Origin of the sequence: Hyphobacterium sp. SN044 (assembly GCF_021864465.1) — a bacterium.
GTDB lineage: Bacteria > Pseudomonadota > Alphaproteobacteria > Caulobacterales > Maricaulaceae > Hyphobacterium.
In genome coordinates this window covers 33,456-55,926 of the sequence record NZ_JAKKUV010000005.1, presented here as the reverse complement: position 1 = coordinate 55,926, position 22,471 = coordinate 33,456, and the positions used below count along the sequence as shown (strand labels likewise).

The 22,471-nt window shown below is 66.2% G+C and carries 27 protein-coding genes and 1 tRNA gene; 9 read left to right on the top strand and 19 right to left on the bottom strand.

The window, feature by feature from the left end:
- Positions 1-2 precede the first annotated feature (2 nt).
- Both L5876_RS08140 and argH read right to left on the bottom strand, forming a co-directional pair.
- Entirely contained in the window at positions 3-137 is a 135-nt protein-coding gene (locus tag L5876_RS08140) for a lipoprotein (RefSeq protein ID WP_236955708.1), read from the bottom strand.
- The gene (gene argH / locus L5876_RS08135; RefSeq protein ID WP_236955707.1) at positions 134-1,564 is read right to left on the bottom strand and encodes an argininosuccinate lyase; all 1,431 of its coding nucleotides are present in this window, start codon (positions 1,562-1,564) and stop codon (positions 134-136) included. The genes L5876_RS08140 and argH overlap by 4 nt, the downstream gene beginning before the upstream one ends.
- A 36-nt stretch (positions 1,565-1,600) precedes the next feature.
- On the opposite strand from argH, the gene L5876_RS08130 reads away from it, so the two are divergent.
- The 3 genes from L5876_RS08130 to L5876_RS08120 are packed head-to-tail and all read left to right on the top strand — an operon-like array spanning position 1,601 to position 2,809.
- Complete coding sequence (locus L5876_RS08130; RefSeq protein WP_236955706.1) at positions 1,601-2,185, top strand: TlpA disulfide reductase family protein; 585 nt, start codon at positions 1,601-1,603, stop codon at positions 2,183-2,185.
- Between the two features lie 47 nt (positions 2,186-2,232).
- Positions 2,233-2,517 carry a type II toxin-antitoxin system RelE/ParE family toxin gene (locus L5876_RS08125; RefSeq protein ID WP_236955705.1) on the top strand — a complete coding sequence of 95 codons (285 nt, stop codon included), beginning with the start codon at positions 2,233-2,235 and terminating at the stop codon, positions 2,515-2,517.
- Positions 2,489-2,809 carry a HigA family addiction module antitoxin gene (locus L5876_RS08120; RefSeq protein WP_369281024.1) on the top strand — a complete coding sequence of 107 codons (321 nt, stop codon included), beginning with the start codon at positions 2,489-2,491 and terminating at the stop codon, positions 2,807-2,809. Before L5876_RS08125 ends, L5876_RS08120 begins: the two co-directional genes overlap by 29 nt.
- Positions 2,810-2,865: 56 nt before the next feature.
- On the opposite strand, the gene L5876_RS08115 is transcribed toward L5876_RS08120, so the two are convergent.
- The 4 genes from L5876_RS08115 to L5876_RS08100 all read right to left on the bottom strand — a co-directional run bounded on the left by L5876_RS08115 (position 2,866) and on the right by L5876_RS08100 (position 6,692).
- Complete coding sequence (locus tag L5876_RS08115; protein ID WP_236955703.1) at positions 2,866-3,807, bottom strand: electron transfer flavoprotein subunit alpha/FixB family protein; 942 nt, start codon at positions 3,805-3,807, stop codon at positions 2,866-2,868.
- A gap of 2 nt (positions 3,808-3,809) precedes the next feature.
- Positions 3,810-4,559, bottom strand: a complete 750-nt coding sequence (locus L5876_RS08110; RefSeq protein WP_236955702.1) for an electron transfer flavoprotein subunit beta/FixA family protein — start codon at positions 4,557-4,559, stop codon at positions 3,810-3,812.
- 815 nt (positions 4,560-5,374) lie between these two features.
- Positions 5,375-5,983 (bottom strand): YceI family protein, encoded by a 609-nt coding sequence (locus L5876_RS08105; protein WP_236955701.1) that lies wholly within the window; start codon positions 5,981-5,983, stop codon positions 5,375-5,377.
- Positions 5,984-6,116: 133 nt separating this feature from the next.
- Positions 6,117-6,692, bottom strand: a complete 576-nt coding sequence (locus L5876_RS08100; protein ID WP_236955700.1) for a cob(I)yrinic acid a,c-diamide adenosyltransferase — start codon at positions 6,690-6,692, stop codon at positions 6,117-6,119.
- A gap of 86 nt (positions 6,693-6,778) precedes the next feature.
- Here L5876_RS08100 and L5876_RS08095 point away from each other — a divergent pair, with 86 nt between their 5' ends.
- Positions 6,779-7,849 carry a serine hydrolase gene (locus L5876_RS08095; protein WP_236955699.1) on the top strand — a complete coding sequence of 357 codons (1,071 nt, stop codon included), beginning with the start codon at positions 6,779-6,781 and terminating at the stop codon, positions 7,847-7,849.
- Between the two features lie 294 nt (positions 7,850-8,143).
- Here the strand turns inward: L5876_RS08095 and L5876_RS08090 are convergent, their stop codons facing one another.
- Genes L5876_RS08090 through gluQRS form a run of 4 tightly spaced genes read right to left on the bottom strand, consistent with a single transcriptional unit; the run spans position 8,144 to position 11,342 of the window.
- Positions 8,144-8,350 (bottom strand): twin transmembrane helix small protein, encoded by a 207-nt coding sequence (locus L5876_RS08090; RefSeq protein ID WP_236955698.1) that lies wholly within the window; start codon positions 8,348-8,350, stop codon positions 8,144-8,146.
- A gap of 39 nt (positions 8,351-8,389) precedes the next feature.
- On the bottom strand, positions 8,390-9,505 hold the full coding sequence (locus L5876_RS08085; RefSeq protein WP_236955697.1) for an aromatic ring-hydroxylating dioxygenase subunit alpha: 1,116 nt from the start codon (positions 9,503-9,505) through the stop codon (positions 8,390-8,392).
- Positions 9,506-9,514: 9 nt separating this feature from the next.
- Entirely contained in the window at positions 9,515-10,456 is a 942-nt protein-coding gene (locus L5876_RS08080; RefSeq protein WP_236955696.1) for a DMT family transporter, read from the bottom strand.
- Positions 10,457-10,466: 10 nt separating this feature from the next.
- Entirely contained in the window at positions 10,467-11,342 is an 876-nt protein-coding gene (gene gluQRS / locus L5876_RS08075) for a tRNA glutamyl-Q(34) synthetase GluQRS (protein ID WP_236955694.1), read from the bottom strand.
- Positions 11,343-11,431: 89 nt separating this feature from the next.
- On the opposite strand from gluQRS, the gene L5876_RS08070 reads away from it, so the two are divergent.
- Positions 11,432-12,115 (top strand): alpha/beta hydrolase, encoded by a 684-nt coding sequence (locus L5876_RS08070; RefSeq protein WP_236955693.1) that lies wholly within the window; start codon positions 11,432-11,434, stop codon positions 12,113-12,115.
- A gap of 177 nt (positions 12,116-12,292) precedes the next feature.
- Positions 12,293-12,859 carry an HNH endonuclease gene (locus L5876_RS08065; protein ID WP_236955692.1) on the top strand — a complete coding sequence of 189 codons (567 nt, stop codon included), beginning with the start codon at positions 12,293-12,295 and terminating at the stop codon, positions 12,857-12,859.
- Here L5876_RS08065 and L5876_RS08060 read toward each other — a convergent pair.
- The 8 genes from L5876_RS08060 to L5876_RS08025 all read right to left on the bottom strand — a co-directional run bounded on the left by L5876_RS08060 (position 12,849) and on the right by L5876_RS08025 (position 18,923).
- A complete protein-coding gene (locus L5876_RS08060) occupies positions 12,849-14,057 on the bottom strand; it encodes an ABC transporter permease (RefSeq protein ID WP_236955691.1) in 1,209 nt (402 codons plus the stop codon). The two genes, L5876_RS08065 and L5876_RS08060, sit on opposite strands and share 11 nt — an antisense overlap.
- The gene (locus tag L5876_RS08055; RefSeq protein WP_236955690.1) at positions 14,054-14,677 is read right to left on the bottom strand and encodes an ABC transporter ATP-binding protein; all 624 of its coding nucleotides are present in this window, start codon (positions 14,675-14,677) and stop codon (positions 14,054-14,056) included. Before L5876_RS08055 ends, L5876_RS08060 begins: the two co-directional genes overlap by 4 nt.
- A 67-nt stretch (positions 14,678-14,744) precedes the next feature.
- Complete coding sequence (locus L5876_RS08050) at positions 14,745-16,001, bottom strand: efflux RND transporter periplasmic adaptor subunit (RefSeq protein ID WP_236955689.1); 1,257 nt, start codon at positions 15,999-16,001, stop codon at positions 14,745-14,747.
- A 57-nt stretch (positions 16,002-16,058) separates the two neighbouring features.
- Positions 16,059-16,790 carry a hypothetical protein gene (locus tag L5876_RS08045; protein WP_236955688.1) on the bottom strand — a complete coding sequence of 244 codons (732 nt, stop codon included), beginning with the start codon at positions 16,788-16,790 and terminating at the stop codon, positions 16,059-16,061.
- A gap of 47 nt (positions 16,791-16,837) precedes the next feature.
- Entirely contained in the window at positions 16,838-17,032 is a 195-nt protein-coding gene (locus tag L5876_RS08040) for a hypothetical protein (RefSeq protein ID WP_236955687.1), read from the bottom strand.
- Between the two features lie 119 nt (positions 17,033-17,151).
- Positions 17,152-17,718 (bottom strand): demethoxyubiquinone hydroxylase family protein, encoded by a 567-nt coding sequence (locus L5876_RS08035; RefSeq protein ID WP_236955686.1) that lies wholly within the window; start codon positions 17,716-17,718, stop codon positions 17,152-17,154.
- A complete protein-coding gene (locus tag L5876_RS08030) occupies positions 17,715-18,218 on the bottom strand; it encodes a disulfide bond formation protein B (protein ID WP_236955685.1) in 504 nt (167 codons plus the stop codon). Before L5876_RS08030 ends, L5876_RS08035 begins: the two co-directional genes overlap by 4 nt.
- Before the next feature lie 54 nt (positions 18,219-18,272).
- Positions 18,273-18,923 (bottom strand): exopolysaccharide biosynthesis protein, encoded by a 651-nt coding sequence (locus L5876_RS08025; protein ID WP_236955684.1) that lies wholly within the window; start codon positions 18,921-18,923, stop codon positions 18,273-18,275.
- Positions 18,924-19,046: 123 nt separating this feature from the next.
- Between L5876_RS08025 and L5876_RS08020 the strand changes: the two genes are divergently transcribed.
- A tRNA-Leu gene (locus L5876_RS08020) sits at positions 19,047-19,131 on the top strand.
- Positions 19,132-19,252: 121 nt separating this feature from the next.
- Here L5876_RS08020 and L5876_RS08015 read toward each other — a convergent pair.
- The gene (locus L5876_RS08015) at positions 19,253-19,768 is read right to left on the bottom strand and encodes a hypothetical protein (RefSeq protein WP_236955683.1); all 516 of its coding nucleotides are present in this window, start codon (positions 19,766-19,768) and stop codon (positions 19,253-19,255) included.
- 227 nt (positions 19,769-19,995) lie between these two features.
- Between L5876_RS08015 and L5876_RS08010 the strand changes: the two genes are divergently transcribed.
- Together L5876_RS08010 and L5876_RS08005 are read left to right on the top strand one after the other, a co-directional pair.
- Positions 19,996-21,792 carry a long-chain-acyl-CoA synthetase gene (locus tag L5876_RS08010; protein ID WP_236955682.1) on the top strand — a complete coding sequence of 599 codons (1,797 nt, stop codon included), beginning with the start codon at positions 19,996-19,998 and terminating at the stop codon, positions 21,790-21,792.
- On the top strand, positions 21,789-22,433 hold the full coding sequence (locus tag L5876_RS08005) for a DUF924 family protein (RefSeq protein WP_236955681.1): 645 nt from the start codon (positions 21,789-21,791) through the stop codon (positions 22,431-22,433). Before L5876_RS08010 ends, L5876_RS08005 begins: the two co-directional genes overlap by 4 nt.
- Positions 22,434-22,471: the final 38 nt, after the last annotated feature.

The window sequence follows — 22,471 nt, the reverse complement described above, 5'->3', positions numbered from 1 at the left end:
AGTCAGAGCGTGACCGCCGTCTCGCCCGCCAGGGTGAACCAGGCGGGGGGCGGACGGTCGAGATCGCCGCGCAGGCCGCAGGCCGACAGGGTCAGCGCCGACAGCGCGATGAGGGCGAGGGTCAGGCGTTTCTTCACGACATCGCTCCTTGAAGGCGGGCGCGCCAGCGCGCCACCTGTTCCTTAACCCGGACCGGGGCGGTTCCGCCATAGCTGGTCCGGCTTTCCATGGAGGCGCGCGCCGAAAGGACGGAAAACACGTCTTCGCGAATGTCGGGATCGACGCTGCGGAAATCCTCGAGCGTCAGGCCGGACAGCGGCACGCCCTTCGATTCGGCCAGCTTCACCGCCGTTCCGGCGATGTGGTGCGCGCTGCGGAAAGGCTTGCCGAGTTCGCGCACGACATAGTCGGCGAGATCAGTGGCGTCGGAATAGGCCTCCCCCGCCGCCCCGGCCATCGCCTCGGTGTTGAAGGTCAGATCACCGGCCATGCCGGTCATCGCGGCCAGCGCCAGTTCAAGGTCGTCGAGCGCGCGGAAGACCGGCGCCTTGTCCTCCTGCAGATCCTTGGAATAGGCGAGCGGCAGGCCTTTCACCACGATCAGGAGCTGGTTGAGCGAACCGATAATGCTGCCCGGCTTGGCGCGCACCAGTTCGGCGGCGTCGGGATTGCGCTTTTGCGGCATGATGGACGAGCCTGTCGACCAGGCGTCGGACAGTTTCGCGAAGCCGAAGCGGCGCGACGTCCAGAACACGATCTCCTCGGCGAAACGCGACAAATGCGTGGCGGTAATCGCGGCTGCGGACAGCACTTCCAGCGCGAAGTCGCGCGACGACACCGCATCGAGGCTGTTGCCCATCGGCCGGTCGAAACCGAGCGCTTTGGCGGTGCGGTCGCGGTCGATCGGAAAGGCCGTCCCGGCCAGCGCCGCCGCGCCGAGCGGGCTTTCATTGAGGCGCTTTCTCGCATCGGCGAAGCGGCCGCGGTCGCGGTCTGCCGCTTCGACCCAGCACAGCAAGTGGTGACCGAGGCTGATCGGTTGGGCGGTCTGCAGATGCGTGAAGCCGGGCATCACCGTCTCGGCGTGCTTTTCGGCCTGGTCCACCAGCGCGGCCTGGTAGGCGGCCAACGCCGCATCGGCGCGTTCGCACGCCTCGCGCATCCACAGCCGGAAATCGGTCGCGACCTGGTCGTTGCGCGACCGCGCGGTGTGCAGCCGGCCTGCCGGCTCACCGATAATCTCCTTCAGGCGCGACTCCACATTCATGTGGACGTCTTCCAGCGCTTTCGACCATTGCATCGCGCCGGAGCGGACCTCGTCGCGCACCTGTTCCAGGCCGCGCCGTATCGCCGCGCCATCTTCGCTTGAAATGATGCCCCGGTCGGACAACATCTCCGCATGGGCGAGCGAGCCGGCGATGTCCTGCTCGGCAAGCCGCTTGTCGGTATCGATCGAGGCATTGATCGCCTCCATCACCGCCGACGGGCCGGCCTCGAAACGCCCGCCCCACAGGGCATTGGCCTGTTGGGATTTTGAATCGCGGGAGTCGTCGCGGCCTGTCATGGGTCGGCTCCTGATGGGAGGGAGGGCAGTCGCCCGATGAAGTTTTCACCGCTCAAGGCCGGGCTGATCGCCCTGCCGGTCGTCGGCATTGCCGTGTTCCTATACGTGGTTTTCTCGGCCATGAACAATCCGTCGCATAGTGCCTTTTCCGACTATGCGACCGGCGAAATGCGCCAGCTCGAATTCCTCGAAGCGCCGCCGCCGCGGCCCGCGACCGCCTTCGTCGACGGCGAGGGCAATACGGTGACGCTCGCCGACTATGAGGGCCAGGTCATCCTGGTGAATCTCTGGGCGACCTGGTGCGGGCCCTGCATCGTGGAGATGCCGGAACTCGACCAGCTCCAGGGCGATCTCGGCGGCGAGGATTTCCAGGTCGTCACGATCAGCCTCGACCGCTCGATCGAGGATCCCCGCGAATTCTACGCCGAGAACGGGATCGAACACCTGCCCCTGCTGCACGAGAACACGTTCGGTATCGCCGCGGAAGCGCAGGCGCGCGGCCTGCCGATGACGATCCTCTACAATCGCCGCGGCTTGGAGATCGCCCGCATGCCCCGCGACGCCCACTGGGCCAGCGAGGACGCCTACGCCTTCATCCGCGCCGCGATTGCGATGGAGTAAAGCCATAACGCCTTGCGTTATGTAACGCGTCGCGTTATAAAATCCGAATGATCCGGAGCTTCGCCGATCGCGAAACCGAGACCATCTGGTCAGGCCGGCGGAGCCGCAAGCTGCCACGGGACATCCAGGCCGTGGCCCTGAGGAAGCTTCGCTATCTCAACCAGGCCAGGCGGCTGGAGGATTTGCGTGTTCCACCGGGAAACCGTCTGGAGGCGCTGAAGGGCGACCGGCGTGGCCAGCATTCTATCCGGATCATCGGCCAGTGGCGGATAACTTTTGTCTGGAGTGATGGAGGTGCGGATCATGTCGAGATCGTCGACTATCATGGCTGAAGCCGATCTTTTGCCGAACCCGCATCCGGGCGAAATCCTGCTCAAGGACTTCCTTGAGCCGATGGGGCTCAGCCAGAACGCGCTCGCCCGCGCCATCGGGGTGCCGCCGCGCCGGATCAACGAGATCGTGCTCGGCAAGCGCGCGGTGAGTGCCGATACCGACCTTCGGCTCGCCCGCTATTTCGGCATTTCCGAAGGCATCTTCCTCGGCCTGCAGGCGGACTTCGATCTGATGCAGCGCCGCCGCGAGATCGGAACCGAGCTTGACCGGATCGCGCCCCGCGCGGCGTGAATCGAAAAGCCCCGGCGTTTCCGCCGGGGCTTTTACCTGTCAGGCGGTGAGGACAATCAGTAACCGGCCTTGGCCAATTCCGCGTCGAGTTCCGGCAGCGCCTTGAACAGATCCGCCACGAGGCCGTAATCGGCGACCGAGAAGATCGGCGCTTCCTCGTCCTTGTTGATCGCGACGATCACCTTGGAGTCCTTCATGCCGGCGAGGTGCTGGATCGCGCCGGATATGCCGACGGCGATGTAGAGCTCCGGCGCGACGACCTTGCCGGTCTGGCCGACCTGATAGTCGTTGGGCACGAAGCCGGCATCGACCGCGGCGCGCGAGGCGCCGACGGCGGCGTTCAGCTTGTCGGCAATCTTGTCCAGCAGGTGGAAATTGTCGCCCGAAGCCATGCCGCGGCCACCGGAGATGACGATCTTCGCCGCCGTCAGTTCCGGGCGGTCGGACTTCGCCAGCTCTTCGGATACGAAGGCCGACTTGAACGGACCGGCAGGCGCATCGACGCTCTCGACCGACGCCGAGCCGCCGTCGCCGGCCTTCTCGAACGTCGTGCCGCGCACGGTGATGACCTTCTTCGCGTCGGTCGACTTCACCGTCATCATCGCATTGCCCGCATAGATGGGGCGCACGAAGGTGTCGGCGCTTTCCACCGAAGTGATGTCGGAGATCTGCATCACGTCCAGCTTCGCGGCGACGCGGGGCATGAAATTCTTGCCCGTCGTGGTGGCTGGCGAGAGGATGGCGTCATAGCCGTCGGCGAGCGACAGCACGAGCGCGGCCAGCGCCTCGGCCATCTTGTGTTCGAGGTGGTCCGCATCGGCGTGCAGCACCTTGGCCACACCGTCGAGCTTGCCCGCGGCTTCCGCGACGCCCGAAGCGCCCTTGCCCGCGACGAGGACGTGGATGTCCCCGCCCATCTTCGAAGCGGCCGTCACGGCGGCGCGCGTCGCGTCGTTGAGGCTCTTGTTGTCGTGTTCAGCGATAACCAGAACAGCCATGATCAGAGCACTCCCGCTTCGTTCTTCAGCTTGTCGACGAGCTGGGCGACGCTCTCGACCTTGATGCCCGCTTCGCGCTTCGGCGGTTCGGTCACCTTCACCACTTCAAGGCGCGGCGAAATGTCGACGCCGTAATCCTCGGGGGTCTTGGTGTCGATCGGCTTGCGCTTGGCCTTCATGATGTTCGGCAGCGAGGCATAGCGCGGCTCGTTGAGGCGGAGATCGGTGGTCACGATGGCCGGACCGTCGAGCTTGATCGTCTGCAGGCCGCCATCGATCTCGCGGGTCACCGTGACATTGCCGCCGTCCAGTTCGACCTTCGAGGCGAAAGTGCCCTGCGGCCAGTCGAGCAGCGCGCCCAGCATCTGGCCGGTCTGGTTGGCGTCGTCATCGATCGCCTGCTTGCCGAGCACGACGAGGTCGGGGCTCTCTTCCTCGACGATCTTGGCGAGGATTTTCGCCACGGCGAGCGGTTCGACCCGGCCTTCGGCGGTGACGAGAATGCCGCGGTCGGCACCCATGGCCAGCGCGGTGCGGATCGTCTCCTGCGCTTGGCTCGGGCCGATCGACACGACGACGATCTCGTCGGCCTTGCCCGCCTCTTTCAGGCGGATCGCCTCTTCCACGGCGATCTCGCAGAAGGGGTTCATGCTCATCTTGACGTTGGCGAGGTCTACGCCCGACTGGTCGGGTTTCACGCGGACCTTCACGTTGTAATCGACGACCCGTTTGACGGGCACCAGGATTTTCATGCGCGTGCGTCTCCGGTTCCGGCGCTGCCAAGCCATCTAGAGCGGCTGGTCCGGCAAGGAAAGGTGAGGGCGGAAACTGCCCCCCGGACCCTGCCCTGTCAACGTGACGCTAGGGTCAACTGGCAGGTGGGCTCCCATACCCATTCGATACTTCTGCCCCGGATTTATTCCGGGGCCTGCCTTCGGTGCGAACCGGGCGCGGGAATGACTGTCTCTGCCACCCTTCTCCCCTTTCGAAGGGGAGAAGGTGGCCTGAAAGGCCGGATGAGGGGTTCTGCTCCGAGTTTAAAGTGGGAGGCTGTCTTCGGGCCGGGATCTGTCCAACTGGCGGGCAACCCGGAAACGTGGACAGGCCCCGGAATAAATCCGGGGAAGGGTGAGTTTTTTGAGATTGGGGACATCGCAAATCCCGACGCTCCCCGGTTTCGCGCAGCGAAGACCGGGGTCCAGAGGCGATAAGACATGGATCCCGGACCGGCTATGCCGTCCGGGAGACGTCAAACAATGGTGTGATACTTCACCCCACCCCGCTCCCGTCCTTCTTGTGAAGGCCGCTCGCGTCCCTCCCCTTCGAGGGGAGGGAAGAATCATCACCACCCCTGCGCTTTCGCTGCCAGGGGCTACGTTCCGGCCGCTCTTTTGCCCGGCCGGTTCGTCCCGCCGGTCAGGCTCGAGGCATCACCCCCCGCCGCCACGATGTGAGACGACTGCAGACCGCCCCCTTCCCGCCTGCGCGGGAATGACGAATTCAGTAAGGGAACAAAAAAGCCGGCCCCTCGCGGAGCCGGCTTTGTCATGCGTTGGAGGGGATAACCCTATTCCGCGGCGTCTTCTTGCGCGGGGGCTTCCTCGACCAGTTCGGTCTCGATCACGAGAAGGACTTCGTCAGAGACGAAGGGCACGGCATAGCCGAGGCCCCACTCAGACCGCATCAGCGTCGCGGTGGCGGTGAAGCCGAGCTTGGAGCGTCCGTCCTGAGTCGCGTCGGACTTGTTCAGCGTCACGTCGAGCGTCACCGGATGGGTGACCCCGAGCAGGGTGAGGTCGCCGGTCATCGTGCCGGTCTGGCCGTCCTCGGTCTCGAACGCCGTCGCCACGAAGCGCGCGGTCGGGAATTCGGCGGTGTTGAACAGGTCGGCGGAATTCAGGTGCGCGATGAAGCGGTCATGGTGCGCGCCGACCCAGAAGCCGTCATCGACCAGCGAGAAGGTGATGTCGACGACGCTGTTGGACGGGGTTTCCAGGTCGAGGTCGAGCGTGCCGTCATACTGGGTGAACTGCATCGACTGGCGGGAATAGCCCGCATGATCCCAACTCGCGCGGATCTCGGTGTGGCTGCGGTCGAAATCGTACGACACGGGGGCGGCGGCGGCAGCCGGCGCGATCATCGCGGCGGCCGAAAGGGCAATGGCGAAACGCTTCACGGGTCAAATCCTCCTCTGGGGGCGGTGACACCGCCCGTCTCGCACTTACACATAAGGAGCGTTTTGCCGCTGTCAGCCAGCGGCGGCGAAAATCGCTTATGCCCTGTGGGAAATAATCAACACCGGCGGCGCGTCAGCGCTGTCCGCCGGGCACCCATTTCACGTCGGCCCTTCCCTCGTCATTGGCGATGCGGGCGAGAACGAAGAGCAGGTCGCTGGCGCGGTTGAGATACTTGATCGCTTCGGCATTCACCGGTTCGCCCGCCTCGGCCAGCGCCACGGTGCGCCGTTCGGCCCGGCGCATCACCGTGCGCGCCACGTGAAGCCGCGCGGCGGCTTCCGTCCCGCCGGGCAGGATGAAGGAATCGAGCGGGTCGAGCTTGGCGTTGAAGCGGTCGATATCGGCCTCGAGCGCACTGACCTGGTCCGCCGTTGCGCGCAGCGGCTCCCACTCCAGCTTCTCCCCCCGGTCGGGCACGCAGAGGTCGGCCCCGACGTCGAACAAGTCGTTCTGCACCCGCATCAGCACGGCGTCGATCGCGCTGCCGACGGGCAGGGCGGCGCGCGCCAGGCCGATCGCGGAATTGGCCTCGTCCACCGTGCCATAAGCCTCGACGCGGGCGTCGGTCTTGGAGGTTTCCGACATGTCGCCGAGCCGGGTTTTCCCGCCATCGCCGGTGCGCGTGTAGATTTTCGTCAGCCGGACCATGGGATCTGGACGCCTTCCTTCCCGCTTACACCGCGAAACTGGATCAGGCAGGGTGACGAGACAAGTCCGCAGACCGGAGACCGCCCATGATCGCCCTTGCCGCCGCCCTTCTCTTGCAGGCCGCCGAACCCGCCGCCGACGCGCAACGCCTCGTCGATCGCGGCGCGCCCGGTGCTGTCGTGATGCTGCTGGATCAGGGCGACCCGGTGATTGCCGTCGCCGGGGTTCGCGCCGCCGGCGAGGAGGCCGCGATCGAACTGACCGATCTCTGGCATCTCGGCTCCAACACCAAGGCGATGACGGCGGTCCTGGTCGCGCGCCTGGTGGAACAGGGCGTCGTCGAGTGGGACGACACGGTCGCGGAGTGGCTCGGCGACCGGGTCGAGACGATCCGCCCCGACTACGCGGACGCCACCTTCGCCGACCTGATGCATCACCGCTCCGGCATCATCGCCAATCCCGGCCCGCTCACTTCGCTGCAGCTGATGGGCACCGACGCCAGCCGCGACGTGATGGCCGACCGGCTGCGCTATGCCGCGGCCGTGCTGGACCATGACCCGGGTGCGGCGCCGGGCGAGTTTCTCTACTCCAATGCGGGCTACACCGTGGCCGGGACGATGCTGGAGGCCGCGACCGGCGAAAGCTGGGAGGCGCTGCTTCAGCGCGAGGTCTTCACCCCGCTCGGCATCGCGCATGCCGGTTTCGGCCCGCCCGGATCGACAGACGTGATCGACCAGCCGCGCGGCCACAGTTCCGGACTGTTCGGCGGACTGAACGCCGTGCCGCCGGGCGCCCGCGCCGACAATCCGCCCGCCATGGGACCGGCCGGTCGCGTCCACATGTCGATGCCCGACTACGCGCTCTGGCTCGATGCGGTGATGGCCGGCGCGCGCGGCGAGGGTGACCCGGACTTCCTGTCGCCGGAAAGCTGGCAGATCCTGCTGACCCCGCCCGAAGGCGGAAACTACGCCATGGGCTGGGGCGTGACGGACGAAGGTGCGGTGCTGCGCCATGCCGGGTCGAACACGATGTGGTTCGTCCAGGCCGTGCTGTGGCCGGAAGCCGACCGCGCCGCGGTTGCGGGCGTCAATGACGGCCGGCTCGACCGCGTCGCCCCGCATGTCGGTGAGGTGGTGCTGGGCTACGCGCCGGAGTGATCCGCCGCGTTCAATCAGAACAGTCTTGAATTCCCGGACGCGCTAGCGCGATCCGGGACCTCGAACCGGCAGGGCGCAAAGGCGCCCGTGAAATTGCAGATTCGGGCGGCTCCGCCTTTGCTCCCTGATCTGCCGAGGTCCCCGCTTTTGCGGGGAATTCAGAAATCGACAACGCTGACGCTCCCCGGTTTCGGGGTCCCCGCATTCGCGGGGAAAACGAAGACCGGGGTCAAATCTGGATCCCGGCTCGCCCTGACGGGCGTCCGGGAAACGTCAGTTTGAGTGCTGAAAAGCTTAACCCGAAATCGCGCCGCGGATGATGAAGCCGAGCACCATCAGTGCGATGGCGGCGAATTGCAGGCCGACGCGCCAGCGCATCAGCACGTTCGACCGACCGGCCGAGCCGTCGCCGCCCCGCGTCATGTTGACGAGGCCGGCGATGAGCGTGACCAGCACTAGGAGGAGCGCCACGCCGATCATGATGTTCACGAAAAGAAGCATATCGACCTATCTGGACCGGCCGGTCCGTTCGGCAAGCGCCTAGCTGCGCCAGCGCAGCGTGGCGGGCTTTACCGGATTGACGAAGGGGTCGCCGGTCTGGCGGTGTTTCCGCCACGCCTGCTTCAGCTTGTAATACCATTTCGCCTGAACGTCGGCGTCGTGGATCAGCATCAGCTTCGGGTCGTAGGCGAGGCCCTTCTGCTGGGCGTTCACCGCGTCGCGGTCCTGGCGGACAAAGGTGGTGATCGCCTTCCGCAGGATCGCGTTCGGCAGGATCTCGAAGATCGGATGCTTCCAGTAGACGACGATGGTGATCGTCGTGGAATCCGCCGTCGTCGGCGTCACCGCCGTGAAGCCGGTGAAGAAGGAATTCCCGACCTTGATATATTCGGTGCGAAGGCCCGGCAGCTGGAAGCGGATCTCGGTTTCCGGCTTCGCGCCGAGGATTTTGTAGGCGAAGGAATTCGAGGACGGCCGGTGCGGCAGCATCGAGAAGCCGCGCTCCACGGGGCCGAACTTCTTCGCCTTCTCGTGAACGGACTTCTCCGTGCGCCACCACCACTGCCGGTGGATGAAGGGGATGTGCGCCGGGTCCATCAGGCCGATCACGGCGTGATCGACATGGCAGTTGAACACTTCGCGCTCGACCATCTTCACCCGCGCGCCCTCGGGCAGGTCGAGGGTGGGCGGGCCCAGGTCCGGCGCCGCTTCGGGATCGGCCCCGAACCAGATCCAGATCAGGCCCTGTGCCTCGTGCACCGGATAGGAGCGCACCCGGATCTTCGATAATTCCATCGCCTCGGCCTGGTCGGCGGTCAGCGAGGGGATGGCGGCGCAGCTGCCGTCCTTGCGGAAGCGCCAGCCGTGATAGGGACATTCGACGGTCGTCTCGCCGTCCTTGTTCACCATCCGCCCGGTCGACAGGATGATGCCGCGGTGCGGGCAGATATCCCGCATGGCGAAGGCCTCGCCGTCATGCGTGCGGCCGAACAGGACCGGCTCGCCCAGGATCTGGCGGTGCAGATGCTGGCCGGGCTTCAGCTCGCTGGCGACGGCGCCGAAATACCAAAGGTCGCGCAGGAAGCCGTCATCTGTGACGGCTTCGTCGGAAACGCGCGGTGCCGGGGTCGGGCTCTGTCCGGTGTCGGGTGCCATCCCCGCCTTCTACGCTTCCGGCCGCTGCTTCGCAAAGGGCGGAGTTGCCGCAGGCTTCGCGCGCCGCTGCGCCAGCCACACTCCAGTCAGCACCAGCCCTGCGCCGAGGAACTGGATTGCGACCAGGGCCTCGCCGAACATCACCCAGCCGGCGATCGCCGAAACGACGGGCTGGACGAGGATGATGATCGAGGCGACCGGCGCCGGCACGCGCCCGAGGCCGAAGGCGACACTGCCCTGTCCGCCGATCTGCACACCGAGCGCTAGGCCGATCAGGATCAGCCATTCAATTCCCGAGGGCGGCATCAGGCTCTCGCCCATGCCGAAAGCGACGATCAGCAGCACCGGGGCGGAGGCGAGGCTGGTCCACAGGATGACCATGCCGGTCGAGGCGAAGGCCCGTGCCCGCCGCACGGCGAGGATATAGCCGGCATACCAGACCGCCGTGATCAGCGAGAGCGCGTCGCCTGGAAGCCGTTCCGGCGCGATGGAGATGTTCGCCGCTGACAGGAGACCCGCCCCGGTCACCGCCACGGCCGCGGCAATCAGGAAGGCGCGGGTCGGCCGGTCGCGGAAGATCAGCCAGCTCGCCAAGACCACGAAGACCGGCTGGAGATTGGCGAGGAAGGTCGCGTTCGCGACCGTCGTGATCTTGATCCCGGAATGCCAGAAGGCGAGATCACCGGCGAAAAGAAGGCCCGGCAGGGCGAGATAGAGATATTTCCGCCAGCCCGGCGGCGCCGCCTGCGGTCTTGGATTGCGGTCGATCCCGGCCCAGATCAGTCCGGCGGGGATGGCGAGCGCCATGCGCCAGAAGGCCACCGCCGTCGGCTCCATCGCCGACAGCTTCACCAGCGGCGCGGCCATGCCGATGCCGATCGCGCCGAGGATCAGCACGATCGTGCCGATGGCGATCTGCCGCGGTGTCAGATGGTCGGTCGAATCCCCCATGGGGCGGAGCCTAATCCCGGAAACCGAGCTGCGTCAGCACGTCTTTTCGCGTCATCCCGCGCTCGCGCATCGACTTCAGCGTCGCCGACTTGTCGCGCTTGGCGTAGCGCTTGCCGTCCGGCCCGGTCATGAGGCCGTGATGGCGCCAGACCGGGACCGGCAGGCCGAGGAGGTGGATCAGCAGGCGGTGCAGGTGCGTGGCGTGATAGAGGTCCTGCCCGCGGATCACATGCGTCACGCCCTGCAGCGCGTCATCGTGCACGACGGCCATGTGATAGCTCGTCCCGACATCCTTGCGCGCCAGGATCACATCGCCGAGCAGGTCCGGGCGGATCGGAATCTCGCCGGTCTCGCCGTTCGGGCCTTCGCCGGTTTCGGTGAAGCTCAACCCGTCCCAGTCCGCGCCGAGCCGCTCGCGGCACGCGCCGAGCGACAGGCGCCAGGCATAGGGGTCGCCGGCCGCGAGCCGGCCCTCCTCCTCCACCGGGTCGATAGGCTCGTCCGGTCCGGCATAGATCACGCCCTCCGGGCCCTCGCCGGGATGGTGCGGGGCGCGCTCTATCTCCTCCATGATCTCCTTGCGGGTCTTGAAGCAGCGATAGACGAGCCCGTCCGCACGCAGCTTGTCGAGCGCCGCGGCGTAGTCCGGGAAATGGTCGCTCTGCCGGCGGATCTCGCCGTCGTGGGTGATGCCGAGCCATTCAAGGTCTTCAAGGATCGCCGCCTCGAACTCCGGCTTGCAGCGGGTGCGGTCGATATCCTCGATCCTGAGAAGAAAACGCCCGCCCGCCTCCAGTGCCGCGCGCCATGCCGTCATCGCCGAGAAGGCGTGACCCAGATGCAGATAGCCGGTCGGGGAGGGCGCGAAACGCGTGACGAAAGCCATGCCACTGCATCGCGCGACCGGGCCGGGGCTTCAAGTGCTGCGTTGCGTGATTATAGTCCGCCGACCCATGACACCGGAGACGAATGGACATGATGCTGATCGACGGACCCCGCCAGCCGCCCGCTTCCGGCGGCCGCCCGAAAAAGCTGGTGATCTTCCTTCACGGCTATGGCGCAAATGGCGAGGATCTGATCGGTCTGGCCGGCCCCTGGGCGCGCGAATTGCCCGACGCGCAATTCGTCTCGCCCAACGCCCCCGAACCCGTGCCCGGCGCGCCCGGCGGCTATCAGTGGTTCCCGCTGACCCGGCTCGATCCGTCCGAAACCGAACGCGGCACGAAGAAGGCGGCCCCGGTCCTGCAATCCTTCATCGAAGGCGAAATGAAGCGCTACGGACTCGGTCCGTCGGACGTTGCACTCGTCGGCTTCTCGCAAGGCACGATGATGGCGCTGCATGTCGGTCTCCGGCAGGACCAGCCCTTCGCCGGGATTCTCGGCTTCTCCGGCGCGCTCGCCGGGCGCGAGGGGCTGAAGGGCGAGATCGCCTCGAAACCGCCGGTGATGCTGATCCATGGCGATCAGGACCAGGTGCTGCCGCTCGGCTTCATGTTCGACGCCTGCGAGGGTCTCGTCGAGGCCGGACACGGTGCGCAATGGCATATCTCGCCGGGCATTCCGCACGGGATCGGCCCGGACGGGATGGAGCTGGGCGCCCACTTCCTGCGCAAGGTGTTGTCCGGACGCTACGGTCAGACCGCAATATCTGGGGTCTGACAGCACTTGTCATAGGCGCGTCATGCGAACGGGACTATATCTTCCGTCATGGATCGGACGGCCGGGTATGGCGATGCCGTATCTTCAGCCCGGCCCGAACCCTCGGGAGGCGCGTTTTCAGTACGCTCTCAAGACCTGACCGGTGTCGAACCGGTGCGGCCGGAAACGGAGGCCGCGATGCAAGTGCTCGATAAGGCACCGCAGGGCTGGCCCTGTCTGGTTCTGAACGCCGACTATCAGCCGCTGTCCTACTGGCCGCTGTCGACCTGGCCGTGGCAGGAGGCGGTGAAGAACGTCTTCCTCGACCGCGTCGATGTCGTCTCCAGCTACAAGGAATGCGTCCACAGCCCGTCGCTGACGATGCAGGTCCCCTCGGTCGTGGCGCTGCGCGAATTCGTGCCGCAGAACCGCTTCCCGGCCTTCACCCGCTATAATGTCTGGCTGCGCGACGGCTTCAGATGCGTCTATTGCGGCGCCGACGACGTCCACAACCTGACCTTCGACCACGTCATCCCGCGCTCGCGCGGCGGCGAGACGTCGTGGGAGAACATCGTCGCGGCTTGTGCGCCCTGCAATCTGAAGAAGGGCAATCGTACACCGGCCGAGGTCGGGATGGTGGCCAAGCACATCGCCATGCGCCCGACCATGCATCAGCTGCAGGCGCAGGGGCGGCGCTTCCCGCCGAAATACCTGCACCAGAGCTGGCTCGATTTCCTCTACTGGGACGTCGAGCTTACGTCCTGACCGCGCCCGCGGGCGGGGCAGAGGCCGCGCGCCGCGCCGGCAAGGCGCCGAACACCAGACCGCAGACAAGGCCGATCAGCGCGCTGGCGCCGAACACGGATGGTTCGAAGCTGATCGGCCAGCTCCAGGCGCGCGATGCGGCCAAGCCGATCGCCAGCGCCAGAACCCCGCCAAGCGCGCCGCCGAGCACGCCCAGCACGGCGTTCTCGGTCAGGAATTGCAGGATGATGTCGGACTTCGACGCGCCGAGTGTTCGTCTCAGCGCGACTTCCCGGCGGCGTTCCGACGCCGCCGCGGCGACCGCGGACCCGTAGCCGATCAGACCCGAAATCAGGCCCACCCCGGCGATCACGAACAGCAGCCGCGCGACCAGTTCGCGCTGCTGGCGCAGGCTGCGGACCGAAGCAGTCGGGTCGGCATAGATGAAGGGCGAGGCCTGCGAGAAAGGCACGCCATAGCGCCGGCGCAGCGTGCGGTCCGCCCACATCTGCGCCCGCTCCAGATAGCGCCCGTCATTCAGGATCAAGGTGAGCTGTGTCGCTTCGTCCGGGGCCATGACCGTGGTGTAGGTGAAATAGCGGGACGCCGCGCCGAACGTGGTCAGGACTGCGCCGGCATAGCGTTCAGCGATGCGGTTCTGCGGTTCGCCCAGCACGCCGATCACTTCGCACGACACGCCATTGATCCGGATCGGCCTTCCTACCGCCGCCTCGTCCGGGAAGAAGCGCCGCGCGGCGTAATCCCCCAGGACACAGATCCGCCGTGACGTATTGGCCTCGTCGCCGGTGATATGACGGCCCGCCGCCAGCGGCGCGCTCGCTTCGCGCCGGAAGTCGCCATAGACGCCGTAGATCTCGGTCTGTCCGTGCGCGTCCGGCGTATCGACCTCCGCGCCATAGAGGATGCGCCAGGCGGCGGCGCTCTCCACGCCCGGCACAGACTGGCGCAGCCGTTCGATATCCGACAGGCGCGGCGACCCGACCCGGTCTTCGACGAAGAAATTCTCCCGGATCACCAGCGAGCGGCCATAGGCACCGAACGACATCTGCTCGATCCGGCGTTCGAAGCCGCTGAGGACGCCGGCGACCAGCGCCACGGTCGCGACCGAAATCGCCAGCGCGATCAGGGTCGCTGACGTCCGGGCGGGGCGGCTCGCCAGCCCCCAGATCGCTTCGCGGAAGACGTCGCCGGCCTTCATCGCGCCGCCCCCGTCTCGGTGATGCGGCCATGGCGCATTTCGTAGATCCGGTCGGCGAGCGGCATTAGATCCCGGTCGTGTGTCGCCAGGATGACCGAGGCCCCGCGCTCCTTCATCTCGCTGATCCGGCGCGCCACATCCTGCGCCGTCGCCGCATCGAGCGCGGCGGTCGGTTCGTCGCAGATCAGGATGTCAGGATCGCAGACGATGGCGCGGGCCAGTCCGGCGCGCTGGCGCTCACCGCCCGACAACTCGCCGGGCGCGTGGTGCATACGGTCGGCCAGCCCGACGGCTTCGAGCGCCGCTTGCGCCCGGTTCTCCCGCTCCTTGCGGGGCACGCCGCGATAGATCAGGGGCAGGGCGGTGTTGTCGAGGATCGGTTTGCGATCGATCAGACCGGCGTCCTGGAACAGGAAGCCCAGATGGGTGCGCCGCAGCTTCGCCCGCGCGTCCTCGCTCGCGCTTGTGACATCGTCTCCATTCAGGAAGACCTGACCGCCATCGGGCGGATCAAGCAGGCCGAGGATCGACAGAAGCGTCGACTTGCCGGACCCGGAGGGTCCCATGATCAGGACGAGTTCGCCCGCGCGGGCCTCGAAATCAGCCGAGTCGAGCGCCACCACCTCGCTCCCGCCGCTGCGCTTGTAGCGGCGGCTGACACCGGCAACCCTCAACCGCGCAGGCCCGTCACCGTGCGGCATCTGCGGGGCCGATGATGATCAGATCGCCTTCCTCGACCTCGCCGTCCGCGATTTCGAAGTAATCGAGATCCTGGATGCCGACGCTGATCTCGCGCATGTCCGGCGAACCGGAGTCGAGCACGAAGACACGCGCCCGGTCGCGCGCGATCAGGATGCCAACCTCGATGCTGGCCAGGAAGGTGCGGCGCATTTCCGGCGTGTCGAAGCGCGACAGCGAGCCGCGCTCCTCCGCCATGCGCAAGGCTTCCTCGGGCAATTCCGGCTCGTAGTCGTCGGGAATGAAGTAGAGCGTCTCGATCGGCGCGCGCAGAACGCTGCGCGCATCGCTGTGAACGAATTCGACCGAGGCGGTCATGCCGGGCAGCAGGCGTTCGCCCGGGTCCATGGCGCGGATCTCGACCGGATAGCTGACCAGCCGGCCGGTGCGGATCGGCGCGCGGCGGATCGGGCCGCTTTCACCCTCGAAATACTCATCGGGATAGGCATCGACCGTGAAGCGGACGCGCATGCCTTCCTCGATCCGGCCGACATCATTTTCCGCCACCCGCGCTTCGATCACAACCTCGGTCAGATTGGCGGCGATGACGAACAGGGTCGGCGCGGTCTGGACCGCGTTGACGACCTGACCGGCTTCGACCCGGCGCTCCAGTACGAAACCGTCGATCGGCGCGCGGATTTCCGTCCGGCCAAGCGCGAACTCGGCGTCCTCGACCCGCGCTTCGGCCAGCGCCACACTGGCCTGGGCCCGCGCCAGGTCGGCGCGCGCCGACCGTACGGCGAATTCGCGGTCCTGCAGTGCCGAGGCGGAACCCGCGCCCCGGCCGGTCAGCGTCCGGATCCGTTCCAGCTGGGCGTTCTGGGAATCGTATTCGGCTGAGGCGGAATCGCGGTCGGCCGAGGCCATGCTCAGCTGAGCCTGGGCCTGGCGCAGGGCGGCCTCGAACGGGGCCGGGTCGATCCGCGCGAGCAGTTGTCCGGCTTCGACCGGCTCGTCGAAATCGACGAAGACCTCGGCCACCGTGCCGCTGACTTCCGCCCCGACCTCGACCGCCGCGGCAGCCTGGATTTCCCCCACGGCCGGGACGATGTCGACAATGTCGCCGCGCGTGATCGGGATGACGCGGTAACCCGCGCGCTCGAAGATCTGGGTCTCGCCGCCCGGGGTCTCGTCCGGCCCGGAGCCGCCGGAACAGGCGGCGGCAAACGCGGCAAGGAGAAAGCAGGCGGCCAGTCTTTTCATCATAGCTGAGGGCTCTGACCCGCCATCGCGGGTGCGCATCTGCACCGACCGGTTATGGCTCTATTCGGTGCCTGCGTCACCTTCTTCGCCCGGAAAGGTTAAGCGGGTCGCACGGATCAGATACTCGCCCGTGTCCGTCTGCAGCGGCCAGCCATAGCGGGTCGACAGGGCGATGGTCCGGGATGTGGTGACCGTCATGTCGGCTTCGGGACGGCGGCCTGGCATGTAGGAGCGGGAATCCGAGACCACCCGGTAGAAACGGACCGGCTCGACCGAGCCATCGACCTCAACCGTGCCGCATCCCTCGAACGTCACGATGAACGGGCCGCGGATCGTCCGCGTGCGATTGCCCATTGCCGAGGTCTCGGCGCGTTCGGTCGTCGCGGTTTCGCCCGGCTCCAGCCCGGTCAGCAATTCCAGCGGATCGTCGGAATAACCATAGCGGCGGCGGCCTTCATCGCCTTCTGCCGGACCGGAATCCAGCATGAACAGCGCCGCGACGGATCGCTGTTCGCGCGGCGGGAAGAGGCGTTCGCCCGCCATGTCGAACGAGGAGATGCTCTGACGGATCCATTCCGTCTCCGCGCCGTCGCTCTCGCCGATCCGGTTCAGCGTCGTGATGCTGAGCACCCGGCCGTCATCGCTGACGGTCTCGTACAGGACTTCCATCCCGGCTGGCGGCGGCGCGTAGGAATCAAGAGCGGCACAGGCGGTATCCCCATCCTGTGCCGCAATTGCCAACGATGCCCCCAAAAGCGCTGGGCCAAGACCCGCGATTTCAAGAAAGAGCATGCTGTAAACTCCAGAAGGCTTAGAACGTCAGTTCTGCAACCTTTGGATTAATCGTCAATGCACGCGACGATGCAACCCACCTGGCAGCCATCGAGGCAGGCATTGAGCTCGCCTTCGTCGTCTGCATAGGCGTTGTTGCAATAGAAATTGCAGATGCCACCACACGTCTGGCAGTTGGCATAAACAGCTGTGCTCAGCATCAGCGCGCCGACCACACCCACAGCGATCCGATACAGTTTCATGAGGAGTCCCCTGCTTTCACTCGAACGACCCGCACTGCGGCGGGATGCCCGAGACTACCGGGGGCTGTTAACCAAAGTAAATAAAAACTTAACGCGTCGCTGCAATTGAGCGTAAGTCATCAGATACGTTTGCAAATTCCGATTGCAGTCCGGCAACCCGCCTTGATGGCCGCTGAAAGCAGCGGATAACCGGCGGCGTCGCGGGCCCCTTCATGCAAGGCGGTGTCGCGGTGCGCGATCTCTTCCTCGCGGAATTGCGCGAACTGCGCCGCCAGGCCGGTTTCGCTCATGGTTTCAAGCGCTTCGATCTGACCGGCATAGTGGCGTTCGATCACGTCCTCGACCGCCTCGGTGCAGGCATGGGCGGCTTTCTCGCCCATCAAGGCGGTGCCGACGCCGAGCGCGCGTCCGGCAATCTGCCACAGCGGCATCATCAGCGTCGGACGTGATTCGCGTTCCGCGATCAGCGCATCGAACGCGTCGAGGTGGTGCTGTTCGTCGGCTTCCATCTGCTTCAGCTGCGCCGCGACGCGTCCCTTCGACGGGATCCGGTCGAAGACGGCGCGCTGGCCCTGATAGATCGTCACCGCGCCGTATTCCCCGGCATGGTCGACGCGCACCATCGACTTCACGGCCTCGCGACTGGAACGCGATCCGGGCAGGGGCGGGCGCTTTGCGCGGCTCATGCGCGCCTCCAGGCGATGAGGCCGCTCAAGCCCGCCAGCCCGGCGGACATCAGCGCATTGTATCCGGCCATCGAGATGCCGGCGAGCGTCCAGGCCGCCTCGTCGCACAGGACGATCGGATCGCCGCCGCCCGACAGGAGGGCGTTCAGATCGTCCATGGATACACTCGTGCTGCCGGTATTGGTGCAGGTCGCGGGACCTTCCCACCAGCCGTACTCGATCCCGGCATGCCAGCCGGCGAAGCCGGCGGAATAGACGTAGATCGCGCCGATCAGGAGACAGGCGAGCCAGCCGAAGCGGCGCGTCCCCGGGGCGAAATGCATGACAAGGCCGGTCACGAGACCCGCGCCGATCACCGCCTGGTGGATGTGCCGCTGGTCATAGCACAGCGCGCAGGGGGCATAGTTCAGCACGTATTGAAAGAAGTACGCCCCGCCCAGGATGAGCGCGGAAGCGAGCGCGGCGAACAGTGGCCAGCGATGGGCGGCGGGAAGCATCATGGTTCAGACGATAGGCGAGCGGCGCGCGCGCGCAAGCATGGAGGGCTGCGGCAGTCAGCCGCCCCCGTTGATGAAACCGCGCGCCCATTCGACCATGGCGTAGATCAGCGTCGGCCCGCCGACCACGAGCAGCGTGATCCACGCCACCCCGAAGATCAGGCCAAGCAGGATCAGGATTCCATCGCGCGTGATCAGGCCGAGCGAGCCGAGCGTGATCGCCATGCCCGGCGCGGAATTGGTCAGCGGCAGCGGCACCAGGATCGAGGCGCAGAACAGGCAGAAGAAGGCGCCCGTGACCCGCTCCCCGATCGGTCCGGACAGGAAGAGCAGGCGCGGACGCGCCAGCGCTTCGAGCCAGCCGAACCAGCGGCGACCATTCTTCGCCATCGACTGAAGCCCGGCCTTGCCGATCCGCCGCTGCGCGAATTTATGCGGCAGCCAGGGTTCGCCGAGCCCGGCGACCATCTGGCCGGCCAGCACGATCATCGGCAGGGCGACGACCTGCGGCACGAGATAGAGAAAGGGAATGCACACCGGCAGGGCGAGGGCGAACAGGACGACGCCAAAGGCCCGCTCGCTGAGCGCCTCAATGAAGTCCTCAAGCGTGATGCCGTCTTCCGGCGCGTCGGCGGCAATTTCCTCAAGCCGGGCGATCAGACCGGTCGCGCTTTCCTTTTCCTCGAAATCGGATGGGGCGTCGGTCATGGCGGCTCCGGCTGCAGCGTGACGGCGGCGCGAAACTAGGCGAGCCGGGGCGCCGCGTCGAGCGCGCTTGCTTGTTGATTTGCCGCGCGACCGGAGGCAAGTTCCGCCCGCTTCACGGCAATGGCCCCCGTGGCGGAATTGGTAGACGCGACGGACTCAAAATCCGTTTCCTTCGGGAGTGTCCGTTCGAGTCGGACCGGGGGCACCACTCTTTGTCTTATTCTCCCTCGCTCCGCTCGGTCGTTCCTCGCTAAAGCTGCGGGCGCGCGGTCGCGCTTGCGGACCCTGCGGGTCCGGTGTCACGCGCGTCGCGATCTCCGAGTTGGCACCTACGCTGCGCCCACCGGGCGGCTGCCGCCGATATTCAGCACCTTTTTCACCAGGCCCGTGATCAGCGTGGCGACGGTGGCCACCGCGACATCGATCGCGATACGCCCGCCAAACCCGTCGAGCAGGCCAGGCTCGTCGGCGACATCGCCGGCGCGTTCTGCCATCGCCATCGACACGGTCTCCGGCTGGCCGGTGACCATCATCGTCAGGCGTTCCTGCAGGGCGATGTTGAAGGCCAGCACGTCCTGAAGCACCGGGTGGAGCGACAGGTCGAACAGGCCGGTCAGTTGCGCCGCCAGCGAGGACAGCATCGACCAGGTGATCAGCGCGAGCGGGATGGCGATGACCCAGGAGATCACGGTTCGGCGGGCGGGATAGAAGATCATCGCCAGCGCCGCGAACACCATGACGCCATAGCCGATCTCGGCGGCCCATGGCACGGACTGGCCGAGGAAAAATCCGCCGAACACGCCGACAATGCCGAGGGCGGCGAGGAACACGTAGAGCCTGAGCATGGCCGTACACCCTTTTTTCGCGCTTTGAAGCGACCTTATCAGAGACGGTTAACGGCGCGAAGATGAAACCGGCCTGAACGGGCAAGGGGGCGGTCCGGCAAGGCCTGTAACATTGCGAAGTGAACCGTGTTCACTTTTGCCGCCTTACCTTTCTTGACCGGGGGAGTCGCCCCCTTATCGTCTCGCGCTTGGCCCGCAAGTGGCCGCTATCGGGGAGTAACAGGCGAATGGGTCCGATCCGCTATCTCGGCCGCGAATTCTTCTATCTGAAGGAACTGCTGCGCGTGACGCGGGAGGTGGGCTGGATCAAGCCGGATTCCGAAACGCTGACGCCCGACCATCTCGAAGAGATCGTCGACGAACATCGCGATCTGCCGGTCTTCATCACCGAGACCGGCGAGGTCAGCTATGCCGAATACGATGCCTATGCGAACCGCGTCGCGCACTGGGCGCTGGGCCAGGGTCTGAAGCCCGGCGACACGGTCGCGCTCTTCCTGACCAATCGCTGGGAGTACATTGCCCTGTGGTACGGCCTGTCCAAGGTCGGCGTGGTCTCCGCGCTGGTGAATTACCAGCTGCGCGGTGCGTCGCTGGCGCACTGCCTGTCGATCTCCGGCGCAAGCAAGGTCATCCTCGAGGACGATCTGAAGGAGGCTTTCGACAGCGCCTGCGACGAGATCGATTGCGAGATGGTGCCCTGGTATCTCGACCGCACCCCGGCCCCGGACGGGGCGGGCGATTTCGACGAGGCGATTGCAGGCCAGCCCGCCGACCGTCCGTCGCGCGAACACAGGTCGCATCTGCGCGCCCGCGATGCCTGCCTGAAGATGTACACATCGGGCACGACCGGCCTTCCGAAGGCCGCGCCGCTCGCCCACACGCGGGTGATGTACTACCTCAACATCTTCTCCGCGGGCTGCAATGCCGGACCGGGAGACCGCATGTTCATGGTGCTGCCGCTCTATCACTCGACCGGCGGGTTGTGCGGCGTCGGCTGTGCCATCTCGCGCGGCGGCGCACTCATCGTGCGCAAGAAATTCTCCGCCTCGCTGTTCTGGGACGAGGTCCAGCGCTACCGCGCCACCCTCTTCATGTATGTCGGCGAGCTCTGCCGCTTCCTGCTGTCGACCCCGCCCAATCCGGCCGAGGACGACCACGACATCCGCTGCATCATCGGCAATGGTCTCAGGCCCGACATCTGGGTCGAGTTCCAGAAGCGCTTCGCGATTCCGCGCATCATGGAGTTTTACGGCGCGACCGAGGGCAATGTCGGCCTCGTCAATCTCGACTCCAAGCCCGGTGCGATCGGGCGCATACCGCCCTGGCTGAAATGGCGCTTCAATGTCGAACTGGCCGCGTTCGACTACGAAACCGAGGCGCCGGTGCGCGGTCCCGACGGGTTCTGCCGCAAGACGGAGCCGGGCGAGGTCGGCGAAGCCATCGGCCGGATCGATCCGAACGACACCCGCTTCCGCTTCGAGGGCTATCAGAACAAGGAAGAGACCGCGAAGAAGATCCTCCGCGACGTCTTCGAAACCGGCGATGCCTGGTTCCGCACCGGCGACCTGATGCGCCGCGATGCCGAGGGCTATTACTATTTCGTCGACCGGGTGGGCGACACCTTCCGCTGGCGCTCGGAGAACGTCTCGACCAACGAGGTCGCCGAGGCGATCGGCCGCTTCCCGGGGGTCCAGCAGGCCAATGTCTATGGCGTCGAGGTTCCGGGCTATCCCGGCCGTGCCGGCATGGCCGCGCTGGTCGTCGCGCCGGACTTCGACCTCGCAGGCCTGCGTGCCCACATCCATGGGGCGCTGCCGGCCTATGCCCGCCCGGTCTTCATCCGGCTGCAGCAAGAGACCGACACGACCGGCACGTTCAAATTCCGCAAGGTCGATCTCGTGAAGCAGGGCTACGACCCGAAGACGGTCAAGGACCCGCTCTGGTTCGATGACGAGGAGAAGGGCTATATTGCACTGAAACCGGCCCTGTTCACCGCGATCAACGACGGAATCAAACGCCTTTGACGACGCTCACGCCGCAATCGGTTCTGACATTCTGGTTTGAGGAAATCCCGCGCGAGCGCTGGTTCGTCTCCGATGCGAAGTTCGATGCGAAAATCCGCCGGCGTTTCGCGAAGGCGATCGAGGCCGAGGCGCGGCGCGCCGAGCCGGATGGCCATCCCTGGGAAGCCACGGCGGATGGGGCACTCGCCCTCATCATCCTGTTCGACCAGCTGACGCGGAACACCTGGCGCGGTTCGGGCAAGGCGTTCGACTTCGACCATCTGGCCCATGCCGCGGCCTTCCGCCTCGTCGACAGCGGGCTCGACTGGACGATCGCACCGTCGCGCCGCTCCTTCGCCTACGTGCCCTTCATGCATTCCGAGGACATCGAGGATCAGGATCTCTGCGTCGCCCTGTGCGCCGAACGCTTGCCCGAAGGCGACAACACGGTTGAACACGCGAAAAAGCACCGCGAGGTGATCGAACGCTTCGGCCGCTTCCCCTATCGCAATGATGCGCTGGGGCGGACCTCGACGCCGGAAGAAATCACCTATCTCCGCAATGGCGGCTACGCACCCGGCGCGAAACGCCCGGCAAAATCCTCCGGCACGGCAGGATCGTCACGAACGCCGGTCTCCGAGCAATCGACCAACGACAATTAAATCAAGGGCTTGGGCGCGCCTAGCGCTGGCCCGGCCCT

Coding starts and splice junctions, on each gene's coding strand:
- argH (WP_236955707.1), bottom strand. CDS start 1,564: ATGACAGGCCGCGACGACTCCCGCGATTCAAAATCCCAACAGGCCAAT.
- L5876_RS08130 (WP_236955706.1), top strand. CDS start 1,601: ATGAAGTTTTCACCGCTCAAGGCCGGGCTGATCGCCCTGCCGGTCGTC.
- L5876_RS08125 (WP_236955705.1), top strand. CDS start 2,233: ATGATCCGGAGCTTCGCCGATCGCGAAACCGAGACCATCTGGTCAGGC.
- L5876_RS08120 (WP_369281024.1), top strand. CDS start 2,489: ATGTCGAGATCGTCGACTATCATGGCTGAAGCCGATCTTTTGCCGAAC.
- L5876_RS08115 (WP_236955703.1), bottom strand. CDS start 3,807: ATGGCTGTTCTGGTTATCGCTGAACACGACAACAAGAGCCTCAACGAC.
- L5876_RS08110 (WP_236955702.1), bottom strand. CDS start 4,559: ATGAAAATCCTGGTGCCCGTCAAACGGGTCGTCGATTACAACGTGAAG.
- L5876_RS08100 (WP_236955700.1), bottom strand. CDS start 6,692: ATGGTCCGGCTGACGAAAATCTACACGCGCACCGGCGATGGCGGGAAA.
- L5876_RS08095 (WP_236955699.1), top strand. CDS start 6,779: ATGATCGCCCTTGCCGCCGCCCTTCTCTTGCAGGCCGCCGAACCCGCC.
- L5876_RS08090 (WP_236955698.1), bottom strand. CDS start 8,350: ATGCTTCTTTTCGTGAACATCATGATCGGCGTGGCGCTCCTCCTAGTG.
- L5876_RS08085 (WP_236955697.1), bottom strand. CDS start 9,505: ATGGCACCCGACACCGGACAGAGCCCGACCCCGGCACCGCGCGTTTCC.
- L5876_RS08080 (WP_236955696.1), bottom strand. CDS start 10,456: ATGGGGGATTCGACCGACCATCTGACACCGCGGCAGATCGCCATCGGC.
- gluQRS (WP_236955694.1), bottom strand. CDS start 11,342: ATGGCTTTCGTCACGCGTTTCGCGCCCTCCCCGACCGGCTATCTGCAT.
- L5876_RS08070 (WP_236955693.1), top strand. CDS start 11,432: ATGATGCTGATCGACGGACCCCGCCAGCCGCCCGCTTCCGGCGGCCGC.
- L5876_RS08065 (WP_236955692.1), top strand. CDS start 12,293: ATGCAAGTGCTCGATAAGGCACCGCAGGGCTGGCCCTGTCTGGTTCTG.
- L5876_RS08060 (WP_236955691.1), bottom strand. CDS start 14,057: ATGAAGGCCGGCGACGTCTTCCGCGAAGCGATCTGGGGGCTGGCGAGC.
- L5876_RS08050 (WP_236955689.1), bottom strand. CDS start 16,001: ATGATGAAAAGACTGGCCGCCTGCTTTCTCCTTGCCGCGTTTGCCGCC.
- L5876_RS08045 (WP_236955688.1), bottom strand. CDS start 16,790: ATGCTCTTTCTTGAAATCGCGGGTCTTGGCCCAGCGCTTTTGGGGGCA.
- L5876_RS08040 (WP_236955687.1), bottom strand. CDS start 17,032: ATGAAACTGTATCGGATCGCTGTGGGTGTGGTCGGCGCGCTGATGCTG.
- L5876_RS08035 (WP_236955686.1), bottom strand. CDS start 17,718: ATGAGCCGCGCAAAGCGCCCGCCCCTGCCCGGATCGCGTTCCAGTCGC.
- L5876_RS08030 (WP_236955685.1), bottom strand. CDS start 18,218: ATGATGCTTCCCGCCGCCCATCGCTGGCCACTGTTCGCCGCGCTCGCT.
- L5876_RS08025 (WP_236955684.1), bottom strand. CDS start 18,923: ATGACCGACGCCCCATCCGATTTCGAGGAAAAGGAAAGCGCGACCGGT.
- L5876_RS08015 (WP_236955683.1), bottom strand. CDS start 19,768: ATGCTCAGGCTCTACGTGTTCCTCGCCGCCCTCGGCATTGTCGGCGTG.
- L5876_RS08010 (WP_236955682.1), top strand. CDS start 19,996: ATGGGTCCGATCCGCTATCTCGGCCGCGAATTCTTCTATCTGAAGGAA.